Source organism: Providencia sp. PROV130, assembly GCF_028482225.1.
GTDB lineage: Bacteria > Pseudomonadota > Gammaproteobacteria > Enterobacterales > Enterobacteriaceae > Providencia > Providencia rettgeri.
The window spans coordinates 38,759-58,130 of sequence record NZ_JAMPQC010000008.1 but is presented as its reverse complement, the minus strand read 5'-3'; the positions used below and the strand labels follow the sequence as shown (position 1 = coordinate 58,130).

The following is a 19,372-nucleotide window of genomic DNA, read 5'->3' as shown; positions in this document are numbered from 1 at the left end:
CACACAACACAGAGGAAGAACAAAAGGAGTTACTCTCCTGCAATACTCATTTCTGGGATCAATACCGAACCACACTGAATATTACTGCGGGTTTCAATATCATCAGCGATAGTCACCATATTCGCCCACATATCTTTTAGGTTTCCAGCAATAGTAATTTCACTCACTGGATACTGAATCTCACCGTTTTCGACCCAAAAACCTGAAGCACCACGAGAATAATCGCCTGTAATCCCACTCACCCCTTGGCCCATTAACTCTGTAACGATTAGCCCTGTTCCCATTTGTTTCAGCAATGCATCAAATGAAAGCCCTTGGCCTGCAATACGCCAGTTATGGATGCCACCTGCGTGGCCAGTGCTTTGTAAACCTAGTTTTCTTGCTGAATAGCTGGTCATCAACCACGTTTGTAGAACACCATTTTCGATGATATTTCGTTCACAAGTGCGAACACCTTCGCTATCAAAAGGTGATGATGCTAATCCGCCCATTAAATGTGGTTGCTCATTGATAGTTAGCCAGCTTGGTAGAATTTGCTTTCCTAAGCTATCGAGCAAGAAAGAAGATTTGCGGTAAATACTGCTGCCACTAATGGCACCAACTAAGTGACCAAACAGACCCGTTGCCACTTCGGCCGCAAAAATAACAGGCGCTTTCATCGTAGGTAATTTACGAGGTGATAAACGAGATAAGGTGCGTCGAGCGCATTCCTGCCCAACCCACTCAGGGGACTGTAATGCCCCTAAGCTACGACCGATCGTATAAGCGTAATCACGTTCCATCTCACCATTTTGCTCTGCAATCACGCAGCTCGACATCGAATAGCGGCTTGAGCAGTAGCTTTGCAACATACCGTGGGAGTTGCCAAACACACGCACACCATAGTGCCCATTAAAGCTGCCGCCTTCCGTATTCACAATGCGGGAGTCTGCATTTAATGCTGACATTTCTGCAATCGATGCTAAGCGGATGGCTTCTTCGGGAGAAAGTTCGCTCGCTTGGAACAAATTGAGGTCGGGAGCCTCAAAAGCCAGCAAAGATTTATCTGCCGGCCCTGCACACGGGTCTTCTGAGGTGTAGTTAGCGATATCAATTGCCGCCTGAACTGTGCGTTCAATCGCTTCAGGGCTTAAGTCTGTAGAAGAGGCACTACCTTTACGTTGTTGATGATAAACGGTGATCCCAAGTGCCCCATCACTGTTAAACTCAACATTTTCGACTTCCCCTTGCCGGGTACTCACACTGATCCCAGTGCTTTTGTTTACTGCGACTTCCGCGGCATCACAACGTGTTTTTGCAAATTCTAATGCGTGTGCGACGGCTTCTTCGAGTTTTTTACGTTGTTCAGTGACTTGTTCAGTTACACTCATGCTTTAGTCCAATCAATAATATGGGGGAAACGTGATTTTCTGCCCTAACACGTAAATGCTAGGTAGTCATAGAGGGGTTTTCCCAGTTACAATATATAATAGATGAATGTTAACACTCACAACACAGTAAATCATATTAATTACGCGTAATTAAACGACTGTGTTCGGTAAAAAGGAAAATCGATATGGCCAAACAGCCTGATGACTGGCTGGATGATATCCCAGCGCCGCAAGACGAAGAAGACGAGGAAATCATTTGGGTCAGTAAAAGCGAAATTAAGCGCGATGCTGAGATCCTCAAAAAATTAGGGGCTGAGCTCGTTGATTTAAGTAAAAGTGAATTAAAACGTATTCCGTTAGATACTCAATTACTTGAAGCTATTGAACTTGCCCAAAAAATCAAACGTGAAGGCCGCCGTCGCCAATTACAATTGATTGGTAAGTTATTACGTTCACGTGAGGCTGAGCCGATTACAGAGGCTCTGGATAAGCTTAAAAACCGTCACAACCAGCAAGTAGTCATTTTACATAAGCTGGAAGACTTACGTACCCGTTTATTAGATGGCGGTGATGAAGTCATTGAAGACGTGGTTGCCCTGTTCCCACAAACAGACAGGCAACAATTGCGTGCATTAGTGCGTAATGCAAAAAAAGAGCGTGAAGGCAATAAACCGCCAAAAGCCTATCGCCAAATTTTTCAATATTTGAAAGATCTGTCTGAAATGGCTTAATCGATAATCCCCTACGCTACGGCTAGGGGATTTTTCTTGGTAAATTAAGCATTAATCTGAAAAACCTAATAGCGTGTTGATAGCGCTGCCGAAACAACTTATCATGCCATTGTTAGTCATACTCTGACCCGTATTATCGCGGCTGCTGAACCCCGATAAATAATGAGGAAGATATGGATAATACCCGAAATAGAGCATGGCGCAGAGCCAAAGCTCGTATCAATAAATCCCGCGATCAACTAAATTCACGCCTAGTTGACTGCTATATACCTGAAAAAAACTGGAAACAGATGTACGGTCGAAGCGAAAAAATGATCCGTGCAGCCCAATTAGGTATGGCATACCCGCAAGTAAGTAACATACAACTTGCCCGTATTAGCCTTGAAGAGATACACAACAACTCGTGAATATTTTATTCATCTGCAGTAAAAACCAATGGCGTAGTCCAACCGCTGAGCAGATCTGGCGCAACCATGAAAGTTGGGTCACCCGTTCAGCGGGAACGAGCCGTAATGCACAACGCCCCGTCAATGCAGACTTAATTCGTTGGGCTGATGTCATCTTTGTGATGGAGCAAAAACATAAAAACCGCTTAAAAGCAGATTTTTCCCGCCTTTTGGAATACAAACCGCTTCATGTTCTGGATATCCCTGATGACTATCCATATATGGACCCAGAGTTGATTGAAATACTCAAAGCCAGTGTGCCTAGTATTCTTACCAGCCATAACTAGCTAAAATGCGCTTTGATTGTATCAAGTAGTGTTTTGAACTCAGTATAGCCTTCTCTATCAAGGAAATGCCCGGCAGATTCTTCAATAATAACCTGTGTTTTTAAAGCCTCTGCCAATGCTTTCGAAGACCTTGGTGACACAATTTCATCATTGGTTGATATAATCGATATTCGATTATTTGCTATCTGTATGAGTTCATCATAATTCAATGGCTCAAGGGTGTGATGCTGTAATTCTGGCAATGTTTCTTGCGTTTCATCAAACCCTGATACCAATACATAACCCGCTACCGATTGCCTCGTATTTTGCAAAAATCGTAATGCGGTAATGCAACCTAAGCTATGACCAATCAAAACCGTATTTTCATCAATATCAAAAGGTAAGTGTTGTAAGCGCTGCTGCCACCTTTTAGGGTCGGGAGTTAAAGAATCAGGCATGGTGGGGACGTTAACAAAAGCGCCTAAGGCTTCAAGCTCTGATTTCAACCATGGAAACCAATTTTTATCAGGGGATGCCGTATAGCCGTGAACAATAAGGAATTTTTTTTCTTTTAGCGGAAATGCAGTGCAGGTAACGTTATTCATCCTAAAGACCCCTATCAGCTCAGTTATCTTATTTAGACTTTACCATGAGTGATAGGAATATTAGTTAGAGCTTTTTGTTATATCTAAAGCAAAAACGAACTCTTCTTCCCACATATCTTGTGCGTCATTCATCACATCAATAACATCTGCGAATTTTATACGTTGTTCGGCCGTCATATGTGAAAACGTGATGGTTACAGGCAATTCAATGCCTGCGGAAACCATGTCCCACAGGGCATCAAGATTATGACCAAACCAATCAGGAAGGGAAAATTGTTGAGCAAATTGGTCATAAAAATCATTCAATGAATTTATTTGCCTGAAATCAAAGCTCACCTGTTTGCTCATTATGATTTTCCTTTAGTGGACTTGAGTAAAGCTCTTATAGTGGTCATGAGTCACAAAAATCATTCCATCCGATGAGTATAGCAAACGGTCTGCCCCGCGATGACCACAGCGATAATTGATATCTGCTTCAAACCACTGACGCCCTTGTGCAATTGGCAAACTTTTTTCACGGTTAGAAAAACGGTCTCCGCCAATTGCTCTTCCAGGTAACACATCGCAAAGGTTACCTTTTTTCGCATCCCATCCGGCTTCACGGGCTTGTTTCTTCGTCATATAGAAAGCTGGAAGTTTTTGATATTTTTCCATAAAACTAACCACGTTGTCTTGTGCAGTTAGCTTATCAATCGGTTGTGGTGTTTCTTTTGGTGTTATCGCTTCACGAGAAGGTGGATTGCTTTGATTAATGGATGGTTCAGATGGTGTTTTATCTCCACCATTGAAATAAAGGCTAATCACAATCAAAATAGCCATCAATACGACAGGTAAAAAACGTTTATTCATAACACCTCAGTTGTTTTGTGCTTTGCAGGCACACAATCGCCCCAGTCACAACATCGACAAGAAGTTGTTACAAGGGCGAGCAGAGCCTAGTTTATATTGCCATGAACGATTATGCGGTACCGCCAACAGTCAGTTTGTCCAGTTTTAATGTTGGTTGGCCTACACCAACAGGAACACTTTGGCCTTCTTTGCCACAAACACCAACACCTTTATCTAGCGCTAAGTCATTACCAACCATTGAAATCTGCTGCATAGCTTCAACACCCGAGCCAATTAACGTCGCTCCCTTCACAGGAGAAGTAATCTTACCCTTTTCAATCAGGTAAGCTTCTGATGTTGAAAATACAAATTTACCTGAGGTGATATCTACCTGACCACCACCAAAGTTTGGTGCATAAATGCCTTTATCCACACTCGCAATAATTTCTTCTGGCGTTAATGTACCTGCTAACATGTAGGTATTGGTCATGCGCGGCATCGGTAAGTGCGCATAAGATTCACGACGTGCATTACCTGTTGGAGTAACTCCCATCAGGCGTGCATTCAGTTTATCTTGAATATAATTACGTAAAATACCATTTTCTATTAGGACGTTATACTGCCCAGGTACCCCTTCGTCATCAATAGCGAGAGAGCCACGACGGCCCGCGATTGTGCCATCATCCACAACGGTACACAGTGGTGATGCCACTTGTTCACCAATTTGGTCAGAAAAGACAGAAGTGCCGCGACGGTTGAAGTCACCCTCTAAACCATGCCCCACCGCTTCATGCAATAGAACCCCTGGCCAACCGGCACCCAGCACAACAGGCATCATTCCCGCAGGAGCCGCAACCGCAGACAAGTTCACCAGTGCCATACGCACTGCTTCTCGTGCATATTGTTCAGCAACCACTTGCCCTTGGTGAATTTCCAAGAAATATTCATAACCATAACGGCCACCACCGCCACTTGCACCGCGTTCGCGCTTACCGTCATGTTCCACCAGCACGCTGACTGACAAACGCACTAACGGGCGAATATCTGCCGCCAAAGTACCATCTGTTGCAGCGACTAGCACTTGCTCATAAACACCGGTTAAACTGGCATTGACCTCAATGACACGTGGGTCTTCTGCGCGTGCAACTTGGTCAACACGGTGCAGCAAATCAATTTTTTGTTCCCGCGATAAGCTTTGCAGTGGCTCTGCCACTGAATACAGTTTTTTATATTCAACGTTAGTTAAAATTTGTGATTTACCAGAGCCTTGCTCATTCACAATGCTGCGTGCAGCGGTAGCACTTTGTGTCAGCGCGTGTAGTGAAATTTGGTCTGCATAAGCAAAACCCGTTTTTTCACCACTGACAGCTCTCACACCAACACCTTGGTCGATATTGTAAGAGCCATCTTTGATGATCCTATCTTCAAGCACCCATGACTCATGGAAGCTCGATTGAAAGAACAGATCCGCATAATCTAGATGGCGCTCAGATAACAAACCTAAAATGTCATACAGATTTTCTTGCCCAAGGCGGTTGGCGGCCAGCAAATGTTCGCTGACAGAAACTAAACTCATATTCGTTACTCTTTGGTTTCTTTTTTAATCAATGATGTCAATTGCGGTCTAAAACGGTTGTGTTTCACCACTTTTATTTGCTCGCGCATGACACTCAAGCTGTCTGTTTTAATATTCAGTACCGTAGAAGCGACTGCATCCACGTTCTTTTTCATCACTTTACCCCACCCATCAACCGCAAGGCTATGCCCCCACGTGCGACGTGTGCCGTGCACACCGACTTGAGCAGGTGCTAAAATATAGCATTGGTTTTCTATCGCACGAGCTCGTAATAACGGCTCCCAATGTGCTTGACCGGTGTAACGGGTAAATGCCGCTGGTACAGAGATAATTTCTGCACCTTGCTCACGTAATGCTTGGAATAAACCAGGAAAGCGTAAATCATAACAAATCGTCATACCAAGGCGACCCACCGGCGTATCAACAACGGTAATATGTTCACCACGCTGATAAATCACGGATTCGTTATAAGTGCCTTGTTCATCTTCGATATTGACATCAAACATATGAATTTTATCGTAGCGCGCTTTAATGTTTCCTTCAGCATCAAATAATAAGCTACTACTTGTAATACGTTCGGGATCTTCACGGCTAATCATTGGCATTGAGCCAATTAAAATCCAAACATGATAACGTTTGGCCATTGCGCTGATCGCTTTTTGCAAAGGGCCTTTTCCTTGCTCTTCCGCTTGTTTACGATAGGTCGCTGCATCTGCAAATAACAATGCGTTTTCAGGTGTCAGTACTAACTCAACAGTTTCTGGTAACTGTTTGATCTGTTGTTCGATTTGCGCCAAATTGTGTTTAGTATTATTTCCACTACATAACTGCAAAAGTGCAACGTTGCCATTTTTCATTACTCTTGAGTCTCCTTCAGTTGACGTAATACTTCATCAATTTTCGGCTCGTCCAAGCTACCTGTTACTCGGTAACGAATAACGGAAACTTTACTCCATAGTGGACCGAGCACTTTCGTTGCCGCAAATACGGCAGCGCCTGCAAATGGGTTTACCACAAACGCGGTTGCTACTCCTACTGTAGCAGATATTTCCGGTGTAATGACGGCTTCAACATTAATTTGGCGTTTAACGAGGTCAATTTGACCATTAAAAGCAATATCGGCAACTAAACCATCAACATAGGTATTTTTCGAAACCAGTACACCATTTTTAATGGTCGCATCACCTTTAATGGAATCAAAATCAAAGTCATCACTAAATGTATCGCTAAAATCAAATCGTAGTTTACGCAACAGCGCATCAAAGCTGACTAGACGCAATATTTGCCCTGCACGACCGCCCCCCATTTGTGCAATCGCTCCTTTACCCAATTTTGCAGACATTTTACCATTTAAAGAGGCAATATCTGGTGACCAAGGCAAATTAGCCCAATCTAAATCAAATTCAATAGTATAAGGTGATTGGATAATGGGAACCAATATACCAAAATACGCTGCTGTTTCGTCAAAAGCTTCGCCGGTCAATGAACCTGCAATTTGCGTTTTATTGCCGTTTTCGCTATTCCAAATAGCATCTAGCGTTAATTTCGTAACACTGTTATCTAGCGTGCCATCGGTCAGTTGCAATAACGTCCCTTTAGGTTGGATATTCGCACTAATTTCACCCAATTTCTGCCCAGCAACCCAACATTCTTTACAATGAAACTGCAATTGTGGCCATTGGCTAAAATCAAATTGTGTTGTGGCAAGGTCATTGATTTGAGCACTAGAGGAAGTGCTAGGGTTGTAATACAAATAATCAATAGCGACCTGCCAAGGCTGTGAAGCAAAGATTTGTAACGAGCCTTTTAGGTTTTCACTGTTGATACTGACCAACTGCTCAGTCCGTTGTAAATCATAAGAAAAGTTTACTGCGTTCCATTGCTGCCCAGCGAGGTAGATTGACGGAATATTGACCTGGAGCATATCCGGCAAGCCAATATTCATACCACCTTCGCGGCTATGGGATGACACTAGTAACCCAGCTAATTTCTCCCAGTTCATATCAGTAATCGCTGGCAAATCGACAATAAAAGCTGAGTTTTTAGGGAGTTCAGGAATACCGTCACGCCATTGGGCAATATGGGCTTTTAATAAACTCAGAGGTTTGTCACTCAATCCCCATTGAGTATTAAAACCAATGCGCTTACCGATATCACCACCAACCACCAACTGTTCTGTGGTTCCTTTTGCTTGAACATTAATTTGCCCAAGCTCTGCTAACAAAGCGTTATCAATAGCAGGTAGTTGGCTTTTCAGTTGTTTTAGCCCTGCGGTGACGTCTATTTGTAAGCCAACGGGTTCTTTTGCCGTATTCGGAATGGTGATAGCGACTTGGCTTTTCCAGTCAGTGGTTCCTGATAATTTTTGTTTAATCTCAGCAGGTAACATTGCCAACTTATTCACCGCCCAGTTTCCGCTAATATTCACATCCACTAAATAATTTTTTGCTTGGTCAGTGGTAGTGAAATCGACAGTAATTGGCTGTTCAAACCAGTGTCCACGCAGGTTTTCACCGCGTAAATCTCCATTGTTAAACTCAAAGCTGCCCGTCAAAGCAGAAATAGTGCTATCAATTGGCTGAATATATAAATCGTTTTTATTGAGATTGACCTTTCCTTTGGCGACAACATCCTTACCCGCCACCAGTGGAATAGATAACCCTAACTGGCCATTAACAGTTCCCCCAATTTGTAACTCTTCAAGCGTATCGCCAATTGAGTGGTTCATCGGGGTATGCACAAAATATTGCTGGATTTGTTTTCCAGTTCCACTGATATCTGCATTGATATACAGCATTTCTTTAGTGTAATCAGGGATATTAGCATCAAGATTGGTTGCCGTGGCATCCGCCAGTTTTACTGTTGGTGCATGCATAAATAGCCCTGCACGCCTAAAGTCTAAATCCATATCTAAGTTCAATAATGCAGGCCATTCACTGTCATATTCGAATGTCGCATTACGCAGAGGGACATAAACCTGGAATTGCCCATCATTGTTATCGTATGGGAAATGAGCTGGGTCACCTTTATAGACCAACGTCGCATTATCTACACTACCTGCGATAATGGCTTTCGTCAGGTAATCCGCCACATCTTGCCCCATTAATTTTTGTGGGAAATAACGCCACGCATCCCCTGCATCATCTAAACGAATTCCGGCAAGAATGGCGAGATCGGCATAATTTCCTTTTTTCGCTTTTGCATAACGAAACTCACCATTAGCCCAAAGAGACTGAGCTTGTACCCCTAATGATGGGCTCCACAGTTTAAACTCACTGTCATTATTTACCCAATGGAACTGGCCTGCTGCCGTCTTTATTAAAAAAGGAGCTTTAAATTCATCGCGATAGTCCACTTCACTATCTTGCAAGCTAACTGTGGCACTACCACTTTGCATGCCACCAATTAAAACACCCGAAAAATGATTGACTGAAGGCAACTCTTTCCATTTTTTCCAGCTGACATTTTGCCAATCCATGTTGATTTGTACGTTTTCAGGCATGTTTTGTGTGATATCAAGGGCAAATTCACTCACTACACCAGTTGGTTGGCGATGTTGCCAATCCTGTACCATTTCAGGTGTCAAAAAAGAAAATGTGGGTAAAACTTCGCTTAAACGTTCGAGTTCAATATCTTTAGCACGGATGCGCCAATGGTCATTATCTTGATATTTTTTGCTGGCAGGCAAATACAATGCAGAGACGCTCCCTTGCGGCCAGATAAACTCATTGGTTTTCAAGGTATCAAGCTCAGGAATGTTAAATAACCACCCATTCCCCTGCCTTTTCATTCGCAAAAGCAAATCATTAACTTGTAAGTTTTGGGCTAATTCGCCCGTTCCCCAGTTAGCTTCGCCTTGTCGTAGTTGAATAAGGCCGCTATCAATTCGATGATTTCTCAGGGTTACCCAAGAAGACAGGCTAAAATTGGCATCCCGCAATGAAGTATTATCGCGCAGCCAGCGGCTAAGCCATGGCTGCATATCAATATTATCCGCTTGTAGATAAAAAATACCGTCACTTAACACGCCGTTTTTATCTGACACATCAAGCTTTACTTGCAGATAGCCATGCTGCTTATTAATGGTCTCAAGACTCACAAAACCTTGAGCACGATGCCGTTCATTGTCATTCAGCCATGAAAGCTCGGGTAAAATCAGCGTTGTTTTTTGTTCAGAAGGTGTGAGGAAGGTTAGTTGGCTTTCTTTTAATATAAAGTGGTCGAATTGGCGTAAAAATAGCTCTTCAATGCTATCTAAAGACTCGCCTTCCGCGGAGTCTCCAAGGCTTAAAGGAACTTTATAATCAACATTTAACTGATAGAAGGTTAAATCACGAAAGCGCCAGCGTAGAGAAAATAATGAGCGCCAGATATCTAATTCAACCGTAATGGTATTCGCGGTGGCATCCGTAGTTTTACTCTGTAAAGCGACATCGGATAACGTCAGTACAGGGCCAAAAGATTGCCAAGCCCCTTCGATTTTACCAATTTGTACAGATACATCGGTCTTTTTTTCAACATAATCGACCAGATCCTGTCGATAGTTGTCAATATTTGGCAGAAGAAAACGCAGCCCTGACAGCACTAATGCGCACAGTAATAATATAACCGCAGTCGTCACCAGTGCTACACGTGGCAGTCGTCTCACTCAAATCTCCTTATTACATCATTACGACGTCAAAACGTTCCTGACTGTAAAGAGGTTCAGTCTGAACTTTAACTTGCTTCCCAACAAAGATTTCAACTTCTGCAAGGGCATGTGATTCATCCCCTTTAAGGACATCAACCACCGCTTGGGATGCATAAACTAAGAACCTATCTGCATCGATAGTACGGTGAACGCGAACTATTTCACGTAAAATTTCATAACAAACTGTTTCTACCGACTTGACGGTTCCACGCCCTTGGCAAGTTGGGCAGTCATCACATAACACATGTTCTAGGCTTTCTCTTGTGCGCTTACGCGTCATTTCAACTAAGCCTAGCTGTGAAAAACCATTAATGGTGGTTTTGACTTTATCTTTACTCAATGCCTGTTCTAATGATGCTAGCACACGGCGACGATGTTCTGGGTCAACCATGTCGATAAAGTCAATAATAATAATACCGCCTAAATTACGTAAACGCAGTTGCCTTGCTATTGCTTGAGTCGCTTCGATATTAGTATTGAAGATGGTTTCTTCAAGATTACGATGACCAACAAATGCCCCAGTATTGATATCAATCGTCGTCATGGCTTCAGTTTGGTCGATAATCAAATAACCACCTGATTTTAGCTCTACTTTTCGATCCATTGCTCGCTGAATTTCGTTTTCAACGTCAAACAAGTCAAATATTGGCTGATTACCTTGATAAAGTTCGAGCTTAGCTGTCATTTCTGGCACATACTCTTCGATAAACTCTTGCAATTGAGTATAGGTCAAACGGGAGTCAACACGTATACGATCAAGATGAGCACCAGCAAAATCACGGATAATGCGGTAAGCAAGCGCTAATTCACCATAGATTTTTGTGCGAGTCACATTACGTTTTTTTCGTTCAATCACTTTCGCCCACAGGCGCTTTAAGAAGGCCGCATCCTGTTTAACTTCCTCTTCCCCGACCCCTTCTGCTGCCGTACGGATGATAAAACCACCATTTTCATCACAATACTGTGAAACACACTCTTTTAGGCGTTCTCTTTCAACTTCACTTTCAATACGTTGAGAAACGCCCACATGGGAAGCCCCTGGCATAAAGACCAAATAACGAGAAGGGAGAGTTATATCTGTAGTAAGGCGAGCGCCTTTGGTGCCAAGGGGGTCCTTAACGACTTGAACAATTAAGTCTTGTCCTTGCTTAACGAGCTCAGCGATGTCCCTGACATGAAAGTTCTTTTGTTCGTCACCCGCAATGCATTCCGTATGGGGCATAATATCCGAAGCATGCAAAAAGGCCGCTTTATCTAGACCAATATCAACAAAGGCCGCCTGCATCCCCGGTAAGACACGGCTCACGCGGCCTTTGTAAATATTCCCTACTAATCCTCTTTTTGCTTCTCGCTCAACATGAATTTCTTGTAATATCCCACCATCAATATAAGCAACGCGCGTTTCAGATGGTGTAATGTTCACTAATAGTTCCGCAGTCATGACTTCCCCTTACCATCACTTAACGCTAAAAATCGCTGAATTAGCTCGTCTGTTTCAACCAGTGGTAAACCAACAACCCCATGGTAGCTGCCATTGATTTTACGTATAAAACGCCCACCAATGCCTTGAATTCCATAAGCGCCAGCCTTATCCATTGGCTCTCCTGACTGTATATAATCCCGTATTTCGAGTAAAGATAACTCGCGGAATGTCACATCTGTCACAATTAGTGACTGTATCGTCTGTTGACGGTTGGATAAGGCAATAGCCGTCATCACTTGATGAGTTTTTCCCGATAACGCACTTAGCATCTCTTCTGCATGCTGGCCATCTCGCGGTTTTTCCAAAATTTTGCCTGCAAGAACAACGATAGTATCCGCGCCCAAAACAGGTTGATTATCGGGTGCTATCGCAACACCGGCTAAAGATTTATCTCGTGCAAGACGTTGCACATAGTCTTGAGGTGTCTCCCCTTCCTGCCACTGTTCTTCTACCTCTGGACGCAAGATTTCAAAGGTATAATTAAGTTGCTGAACAAGTTCACGTCGACGGGGTGAGCCAGACGCAAGATAAATTAAACACATAAACTGTATTCCCAGTCAGACCGACAACTAACATCCTAACATACTGAAAATTGCCGGCGAATTTTACGTAAAAGCAAAAATAGCCATGGCCATAGAATACCATTCACTACGCTATTCCAAAATACTTGCGGATGGAATAATACTTGTGATGATAGAAATTCAGCCCAAAAAACAGCAAGATCCTGAATGATAGTAAGCAACATAATCACCAGTGCTTGCTGCCACAGCGCCATATTACGCAACAACTGGTGCTTATAAGAGACGAGATAGCAAATAATGCTAAAAGAGAGGGCATGTACCCCCAGTGCTGAACCCTGAATGGAATCAACGATAATCCCTAAGATAAAGCTCGTGCCAACACTCACACGGTGTGGTAGCGCCATCACCCAATAAGTGAGAATCAACAGAAGCCATGATGGCCGGTAAAAGCTGAGTTGCTCCGGCCAAGGCATGACTTGCAATATCAACGCAATGAAAAACGATAACCAAATGATGGCACGGCCATTTCCACGATACTCATCCATGCTAATTTACTCTCTTGCCCATAACCATACTGTGTTTCCTCTACTTATGGTTGTGACGTCGGAGCCATTGAGGGTGGCAATGGAGGCCCCTGAATTTCATTCGGGTTAGGTAATACTTGTGGCAATACTTTCATTAAGCGTTCATTTGCTGCCCGATAGACTTCCGAAGGCTGTAATGGTGTTTTAGGGTCGTTATCATTTCCCCATAATAACAAAAGATAACGTAAACGCTGTAATTCGGCGCTCGGCTTCGCGCTAATGATGGTATACGCTCGTTGTGTGTCATGTTTTACGGCAGAGACCACCCCTACTGGATAACCTTCAGGGAAACGCCCCCCTAACCCTGACGTGACAAGGACGTCACCAACACGAATATCGGTATTTTCAGGTAACGGTTCTAATTGGATATCATCAGCACATCCGGAACCGGCTGCAATCACACGAACATCATTACGTAATACTTGCACAGGCAATGCATGGGTAGTGTCACAAATTAGCAGGACACGGCTATTAAAGTTACTTACCCCAACCACTTGGCCAACAACGCCTTTATCACTAATAACGGGTTGCCCTTCATAAACGCCTTCATTACTGCCTTTATCTATAACTACTTGGTCACGATATGGCGTGTTTGCCCCTGAAATAACCTGCGTTACCATCATGTGTTCATCTTGACGAAGTGGCGAGCCAAGTAACTCCCTTAAGCGTGCATTTTCCTGCTTAAGTTGCTCTAAAAGCAAGTTGTCCGCTTTTTTCAGTAATAGCTCTTGGCGTAAGGCTTTATTTTCGAATTGCAGTTGTTCTCTTGAAGAGAAACTTTCGGAAATATTATCTAGAAATTGGCGAGGGCCATTCGCTAAAAAATAGAATGGGCTAACCGCCGTGTCTAAGTAGTTACGGACTTTATTGAAAGGCTCAAAACGATGGTCAATCACCACCAGTACAAGTGCAATGATTACCGCAAAAAATATGCGTAACTGTAGGGATGGACCTCGCCTAAAAATTGGCTTCATGTGTGGCTAAGTTTCGCTAATGTCAGAGGAACAAAAAATAGTCAAAACAGTTGGAGAACCTTCCCCAACTGTTTCTAAAAGGCCATTTAGTCTTCGCTAAACAGGTCGCCTCCGTGCATATCAATCATTTCTAACGCTTTACCGCCGCCACGCGCGACACAAGTTAGTGGATCTTCTGCAACGATAACCGGAATACCCGTTTCTTCCATCAATAAGCGATCTAAATTACGAAGAAGCGCGCCACCACCCGTTAAGACCATACCGCGTTCTGAGATATCTGAGGCCAGTTCAGGAGGACACTGTTCAAGTGCTAGCATTACTGCGCTGACAATTCCTGTTAGAGGTTCTTGCAATGCCTCTAAAATTTCATTGGAATTCATTTTAAATCCGCGAGGCACACCTTCTGCAAGGTTACGACCGCGAACTTCAATCTCGTAAACTTCGTCGGTTGGGAATGCAGAACCAATTCCATGTTTAATGCGTTCTGCTGTCGCTTCACCTATTAGTGAGCCATAATTACGGCGTACATAGTTAATGATAGACTCATCGAAACGGTCACCACCAATACGTACCGAAGAAGAGTAAACAACGCCATTTAAAGAAATAACAGCGACTTCTGTTGTACCACCACCGATATCAACAACCATTGAGCCTGTTGCTTCTGATACAGGTAACCCAGCACCAATAGCGGCAGCCATCGGTTCTTCAATTAAGAAGACTTCACGCGCACCCGCACTTAACGCAGATTCACGAATGGCTTTACGTTCAACTTGTGTCGCACCAACAGGCACACAAACAAGGACACGCGGACTTGGGCGTAAAAAACTATTACTATGAACTTGTTTGATGAAGTGCTGTAACATTTTTTCAGTCAAGAAAAAGTCAGCAATAACACCGTCTTTCATTGGCCTGATTGCCGAAATATTGCCTGGTGTACGTCCCAGCATCTGCTTCGCTTCACCACCGACTGCAGCAACGCTTTTTGGCGATCCAGAGCGGTCTTGACGAATAGCAACTACAGAGGGTTCATTTAATTTTACGCCTTGTCCTTTGACATAAATAAGGGTATTGGCCGTACCCAAGTCAATAGACAGGTCATTAGAAAACATGCCACGAAATTTTTTAAACATAACGAAAGAGTTATCCTGCAAGCTGGGGACGAATTTAAACCCGTCTACTCTACCAACCACTTGAAGCTGCCTCAAGGCGTTAATGAGCTGCTTCTATAAATATGGTTAATTCATCTATTTTTCACGTACCGTACTGTACATGCTTCTTATGTAAACGAAGCAGATAAAAACCCCAAAAATAGATATTAATTGTATTCTTTACCTACAGGATAAAATTATACAGAAAAACATCTACTCTTTGGTTGTTATATACTCCATCTTTTTCTTCCCAGTGTGACAAGTTATTGGGGCAACAAGTTCAAATATTCTTTAGTTCTTTTTATTATTGCTACACACTGGCTATTTCCAATACAAATTGGGTGAATTCGCTGGGTGTTCGCTCTATTATCTACCAAAAACGCGGCAAATTTATGTCAATACGCAAAATGAATCCGTCGAGATGCGATATTTTGCATGATAAAAGCCTATTTATGCCAGAAAAAAATGATTTTTTACAAATTAATTACAATATTAATAGCTTAAACACTGTCACTACGTCAATGAATTACCCGCAAATTTTAGGCATTTTTAAATACATATTTAATCATTTTACTAGGAGTGAAAGATGAAAGCTCTGGTCCTGCAACAATCGGAAGATAAAATTATCTCTGGCATTCAACCTCTAACGACAGAAATGCTCCCGGCCGGTGATATTATAGTCGATATTCATTGGTCCACACTCAATTATAAAGATGGGTTAGCCATTTGTGGAAAGGCAGGGGTTGTTCGCCAATATCCGATGGTACCTGGTATCGATTTTTCAGGCGTGATCCACCACAGTGAAGACCCCCGCTTCCAAATTGGCCAACATGTGCTACTGACAGGATGGGGGGTGGGCGAAACGCATTGGGGAGGTTTAGCGTCTCAAGCAAGGGTTCCGGCTAAATATTTAACGCCTCTTCCAGAGAATTTATCTTTAAAGCAAGCGATGGTTATTGGCACTGCTGGCTTTACCGCTATGCTCTGCGTAAACGCTTTAGAAGAAGCGGGTGTGACGCCAGATAAAGGCGAAGTCATCGTGAGTGGCGCTAGCGGTGGTGTTGGTAGTACTGCCGTGCAATTACTGTCTCTACTGGGTTATGAGGTTGTCGCGATTTCAGGTCGAGAAGAAAACAGCAGTTACCTGCAAAGTTTAGGTGCCAAGAGAGTATTACCTCGCAGTGATTTCACTCACCCTGTTAAGCCATTAGACAAACAGCTATGGGCAGGGGCGATTGATACTGTAGGCGGTGAATTACTCGCCAATCTTCTTGCACAAACGCACTATAATGGTACTGTTGCTGCCTGCGGTTTAGCCGGTGGCTTCGACTTACCAACTAGCGTCATGCCATTCATTTTACGTAATGTCCGCCTACAAGGTGTGGATTCTGTTTACTACCCTGCTGCAAATCGCACTAAAGTATGGCAGCGCCTTGCAGATACTCTCCCCGCGGCTTTCTATGAGCAAGTCAGCAATGAGATTAAATTAGAAGATTGTGTCGAATATGCAAAAAAACTCTTAAAAAATGAAGTCACTGGGCGTACGCTAGTTAACCTACTAGCGGAGTAACGCATTTATTGCGGTACTCCCGCCTAAATAGGGATTACCGCACATTTTCAAAAATAAATTCGGGTAATTTCTCTGATAAGACCAGTATTTTGCTGCTATATGTCACGAAATAATTATAATGACGGACTTTGTCAGTAGAAAATCCATTTATTTTTATGATAAAAGATGACAAACGCTTAGCATCGCGTTATGTTGTCGGGCTATTGATAATATCGTCGGAGTTAGCAGCATAATGGCAGAAGATATTCACATTTTACTCTTGAATGGGCCAAACCTGAACCTGCTAGGTACACGGGAACCTGATAAATACGGCAACCAAACTCTTGCTGATATCGTATCCAAGCTCGAGGCAGAGGCAAACCCGCTAGGAGTAAAACTGAGTCATTTTCAGTCAAACGCAGAATTTGAACTCATCGATAAAATTCATGCTGCACGTCATGATGTTGATTTTATCCTCATCAATCCGGCTGCATTCACACATACCAGTGTTGCACTACGTGATGCATTACTCGCGGTGAGTATCCCGTTTATCGAGATCCACCTGTCTAATGTGCATGCTAGGGAATCATTTCGCCAACATTCTTATTTCTCCGATAAAGCTATCGGTGTAATTTGTGGTCTAGGTGCTGATGGTTATAGTTTTGCTTTACAGGCAGCGGTTAACCGTCTGCGCCTAATTAATTCAATCCAAATATAAGAGTACGGAATCATATCCATGGATATTCGTAAAATTAAAAAGCTGATCGAGCTGGTCGAAGAGTCTGGCATTTCTGAACTGGAAATTTCTGAAGGGGAAGAGTCAGTACGTATCAGCCGCGTTTCACCTGCTGCTCAGGTTATGGCTGCACCTCAACAGTATTACTCAGCACCGGTTGCACAACAACCTGCTCTGGCTAATGCGGTTGCACCATCTGAAGCAATGGTAGCGCCAGCTGCACCAGCAGCAGTTGCAGGTCACCAAGTTCGCTCACCAATGGTTGGTACTTTCTACCGCGCACCAAGCCCAGAAGCGAAATCATTCGTTGAAGTTGGTCAAACGGTCAGCGTTGGTGATCCACTTTGCATCGTTGAAGCGATGAAAATGATGAACCAAATCGAAGCAGATAAAGCAGGCGTTGTTAAAGCCATTCTGTTGCAAAACGGTGATGCAGTAGAATTTGACGAGCCATTAGTTGTCATCGAATAACGAGGCGTTTCCATGCTGGAAAAAATTGTTATTGCTAACCGTGGAGAAATCGCATTACGTATTTTGCGTGCCTGTAAAGAACTTGGCATCAAAACAGTAGCGGTTCACTCTACGGCAGATAGCGATCTAAAACACGTGTTACTGGCTGATGAAACAATTTGTATCGGCCCAGCAGCATCAGCGAAAAGTTACTTAAATATCCCTGCGATTATCTCAGCAGCGGAAATTTCAGGTGCGCAAGCGATTCACCCAGGATATGGTTTCTTGGCTGAAAACGCAGATTTCGCAGAACAAGTTGAAAACTCTGGTTTTGTTTTTATCGGTCCAAAAGCTGAAACCATCCGCCTAATGGGTGATAAAGTTTCTGCTATTAACGCGATGAAAAAAGCCGGTGTACCTTGCGTTCCGGGTTCTGATGGCCCATTAGGGAACGACACTGAAAAAAATAAAGCCATCGCAAAACGTATCGGCTTCCCTGTCATCATCAAAGCATCTGGTGGTGGTGGTGGTCGTGGTATGCGTGTGGTACGTAATGAGAAAGATTTAGAATCTTCTATCAACCTAACGCGTGCTGAAGCGAAATCCGCTTTTAATAATGATATGGTTTACATGGAAAAATTCCTTGAAAACCCACGTCATATTGAAATTCAAGTCATGGCTGATGGCCAAGGCCATGCGGTTTACTTGGCAGAGCGTGACTGTTCAATGCAGCGCCGTCACCAAAAAGTGGTTGAAGAAGCACCAGCTCCAGGTATTACACCTGAAATTCGCCGCAATATCGGTGAGCGCTGTGCCAATGCGTGTATTGAAATCGGTTATCGCGGTGCAGGTACTTTCGAATTCTTATTTGAAAACGGTGAGTTCTACTTCATTGAAATGAATACCCGTATTCAAGTTGAGCACCCAGTCACTGAAATGATCACTGGTGTAGACTTGATTAAAGAGCAGTTGCGTGTTGCATCTGGGTTACCATTATCAGTGAAACAAGAAGATATCGTGGTGCATGGTCATGCTGTGGAATGCCGTATCAACGCAGAAGACCCGAATACCTTCATCCCAAGCCCGGGCAAAATCACCCGTTTCCACTCTCCTGGTGGTTTTGGCGTACGTTGGGAATCTCATATTTACGCAGGCTACACTGTACCTCCGTATTATGACTCAATGATTGGTAAATTAATTACTTATGGTGAAACTCGTGAAATCGCTATTTCTCGTATGAAAAATGCGTTAAACGAACTTATCGTTGATGGTATTAAAACCAATATTGAACTGCACCAAATGATTATGAGCGATGAAAATTTCCAAAAAGGCGGAACTAACATCCACTATTTAGAGAAAAAACTGGGTATTGCTGAATAAGTCAGCGATAACCTGTTTAACTCATCGTTAATCGA

19 protein-coding genes are annotated in these 19,372 nt (G+C 43.2%); 7 read left to right on the top strand and 12 right to left on the bottom strand.

Going from position 1 to position 19,372, the window contains the following annotated elements; genetic code table 11:
• Nucleotides 1–29: 29 nt before the first annotated feature.
• Nucleotides 30–1,370, bottom strand: coding sequence for a metalloprotease PmbA (pmbA, locus tag PSF28_RS07170; protein ID WP_210835948.1), 1,341 nt, complete (start codon nt 1,368–1,370; stop codon nt 30–32).
• A 185-nt stretch (nt 1,371–1,555) separates the two neighbouring features.
• Here pmbA and yjgA point away from each other — a divergent pair, with 185 nt between their 5' ends.
• The 3 genes from yjgA (at nt 1,556) to PSF28_RS07155 (ending at nt 2,834) form a co-directional block, all read left to right on the top strand.
• Entirely contained in the window at nt 1,556–2,101 is a 546-nt protein-coding gene (gene yjgA, locus PSF28_RS07165) for a ribosome biogenesis factor YjgA (protein WP_272684829.1), read from the top strand.
• A 173-nt stretch (nt 2,102–2,274) separates the two neighbouring features.
• On the top strand, nt 2,275–2,508 hold the full coding sequence (locus PSF28_RS07160; RefSeq protein WP_210835947.1) for a hypothetical protein: 234 nt from the start codon (nt 2,275–2,277) through the stop codon (nt 2,506–2,508).
• The gene (locus tag PSF28_RS07155; protein ID WP_210835941.1) at nt 2,505–2,834 is read left to right on the top strand and encodes a low molecular weight protein tyrosine phosphatase family protein; all 330 of its coding nucleotides are present in this window, start codon (nt 2,505–2,507) and stop codon (nt 2,832–2,834) included. Before PSF28_RS07160 ends, PSF28_RS07155 begins: the two co-directional genes overlap by 4 nt.
• Here the strand turns inward: PSF28_RS07155 and PSF28_RS07150 are convergent.
• From PSF28_RS07150 to PSF28_RS07100, 11 genes are all read right to left on the bottom strand, one after another.
• Nucleotides 2,831–3,418 carry an RBBP9/YdeN family alpha/beta hydrolase gene (locus PSF28_RS07150; RefSeq protein ID WP_004908243.1) on the bottom strand — a complete coding sequence of 196 codons (588 nt, stop codon included), beginning with the start codon at nt 3,416–3,418 and terminating at the stop codon, nt 2,831–2,833. The two genes, PSF28_RS07155 and PSF28_RS07150, sit on opposite strands and share 4 nt — an antisense overlap.
• A 60-nt stretch (nt 3,419–3,478) precedes the next feature.
• Nucleotides 3,479–3,766 (bottom strand): barstar family protein, encoded by a 288-nt coding sequence (locus PSF28_RS07145; protein ID WP_210835939.1) that lies wholly within the window; start codon nt 3,764–3,766, stop codon nt 3,479–3,481.
• A gap of 12 nt (nt 3,767–3,778) precedes the next feature.
• Nucleotides 3,779–4,267: a ribonuclease domain-containing protein gene (locus PSF28_RS07140; RefSeq protein ID WP_110731670.1), complete on the bottom strand. Its 489-nt coding sequence runs from the start codon at nt 4,265–4,267 to the stop codon at nt 3,779–3,781.
• Between the two features lie 109 nt (nt 4,268–4,376).
• On the bottom strand, nt 4,377–5,822 hold the full coding sequence (tldD, locus tag PSF28_RS07135; protein WP_272684828.1) for a metalloprotease TldD: 1,446 nt from the start codon (nt 5,820–5,822) through the stop codon (nt 4,377–4,379).
• A gap of 5 nt (nt 5,823–5,827) precedes the next feature.
• Nucleotides 5,828–6,679, bottom strand: coding sequence for a deaminated glutathione amidase (gene nit1, locus PSF28_RS07130; protein WP_004908231.1), 852 nt, complete (start codon nt 6,677–6,679; stop codon nt 5,828–5,830).
• Complete coding sequence (gene yhdP, locus PSF28_RS07125) at nt 6,679–10,470, bottom strand: AsmA2 domain-containing protein YhdP (protein WP_272684827.1); 3,792 nt, start codon at nt 10,468–10,470, stop codon at nt 6,679–6,681. The genes nit1 and yhdP overlap by 1 nt, the downstream gene beginning before the upstream one ends.
• A gap of 13 nt (nt 10,471–10,483) precedes the next feature.
• Nucleotides 10,484–11,953 (bottom strand): ribonuclease G, encoded by a 1,470-nt coding sequence (gene rng / locus PSF28_RS07120; protein ID WP_004908223.1) that lies wholly within the window; start codon nt 11,951–11,953, stop codon nt 10,484–10,486.
• Nucleotides 11,950–12,537 carry a Maf family protein gene (locus tag PSF28_RS07115; protein WP_210835932.1) on the bottom strand — a complete coding sequence of 196 codons (588 nt, stop codon included), beginning with the start codon at nt 12,535–12,537 and terminating at the stop codon, nt 11,950–11,952. Before PSF28_RS07115 ends, rng begins: the two co-directional genes overlap by 4 nt.
• Nucleotides 12,538–12,572: 35 nt before the next feature.
• Entirely contained in the window at nt 12,573–13,061 is a 489-nt protein-coding gene (gene mreD, locus PSF28_RS07110; protein WP_115167923.1) for a rod shape-determining protein MreD, read from the bottom strand.
• A 44-nt stretch (nt 13,062–13,105) separates the two neighbouring features.
• Nucleotides 13,106–14,074 (bottom strand): rod shape-determining protein MreC, encoded by a 969-nt coding sequence (mreC, locus tag PSF28_RS07105; protein WP_109911672.1) that lies wholly within the window; start codon nt 14,072–14,074, stop codon nt 13,106–13,108.
• Nucleotides 14,075–14,160: 86 nt separating this feature from the next.
• Nucleotides 14,161–15,204, bottom strand: coding sequence for a rod shape-determining protein (locus tag PSF28_RS07100; RefSeq protein WP_004908213.1), 1,044 nt, complete (start codon nt 15,202–15,204; stop codon nt 14,161–14,163).
• Between the two features lie 604 nt (nt 15,205–15,808).
• On the opposite strand from PSF28_RS07100, the gene acuI reads away from it, so the two are divergent.
• From acuI to accC, 4 genes are all read left to right on the top strand, one after another.
• Nucleotides 15,809–16,792, top strand: coding sequence for an acrylyl-CoA reductase (NADPH) (gene acuI, locus PSF28_RS07095; RefSeq protein WP_272684826.1), 984 nt, complete (start codon nt 15,809–15,811; stop codon nt 16,790–16,792).
• Between the two features lie 232 nt (nt 16,793–17,024).
• Complete coding sequence (gene aroQ, locus PSF28_RS07090; RefSeq protein WP_004908209.1) at nt 17,025–17,489, top strand: type II 3-dehydroquinate dehydratase; 465 nt, start codon at nt 17,025–17,027, stop codon at nt 17,487–17,489.
• A gap of 18 nt (nt 17,490–17,507) precedes the next feature.
• Nucleotides 17,508–17,978, top strand: a complete 471-nt coding sequence (accB, locus tag PSF28_RS07085) for an acetyl-CoA carboxylase biotin carboxyl carrier protein (RefSeq protein WP_272684825.1) — start codon at nt 17,508–17,510, stop codon at nt 17,976–17,978.
• Nucleotides 17,979–17,990: 12 nt separating this feature from the next.
• A complete protein-coding gene (accC, locus tag PSF28_RS07080) occupies nt 17,991–19,337 on the top strand; it encodes an acetyl-CoA carboxylase biotin carboxylase subunit (RefSeq protein WP_102137952.1) in 1,347 nt (448 codons plus the stop codon).
• Nucleotides 19,338–19,372: the final 35 nt, after the last annotated feature.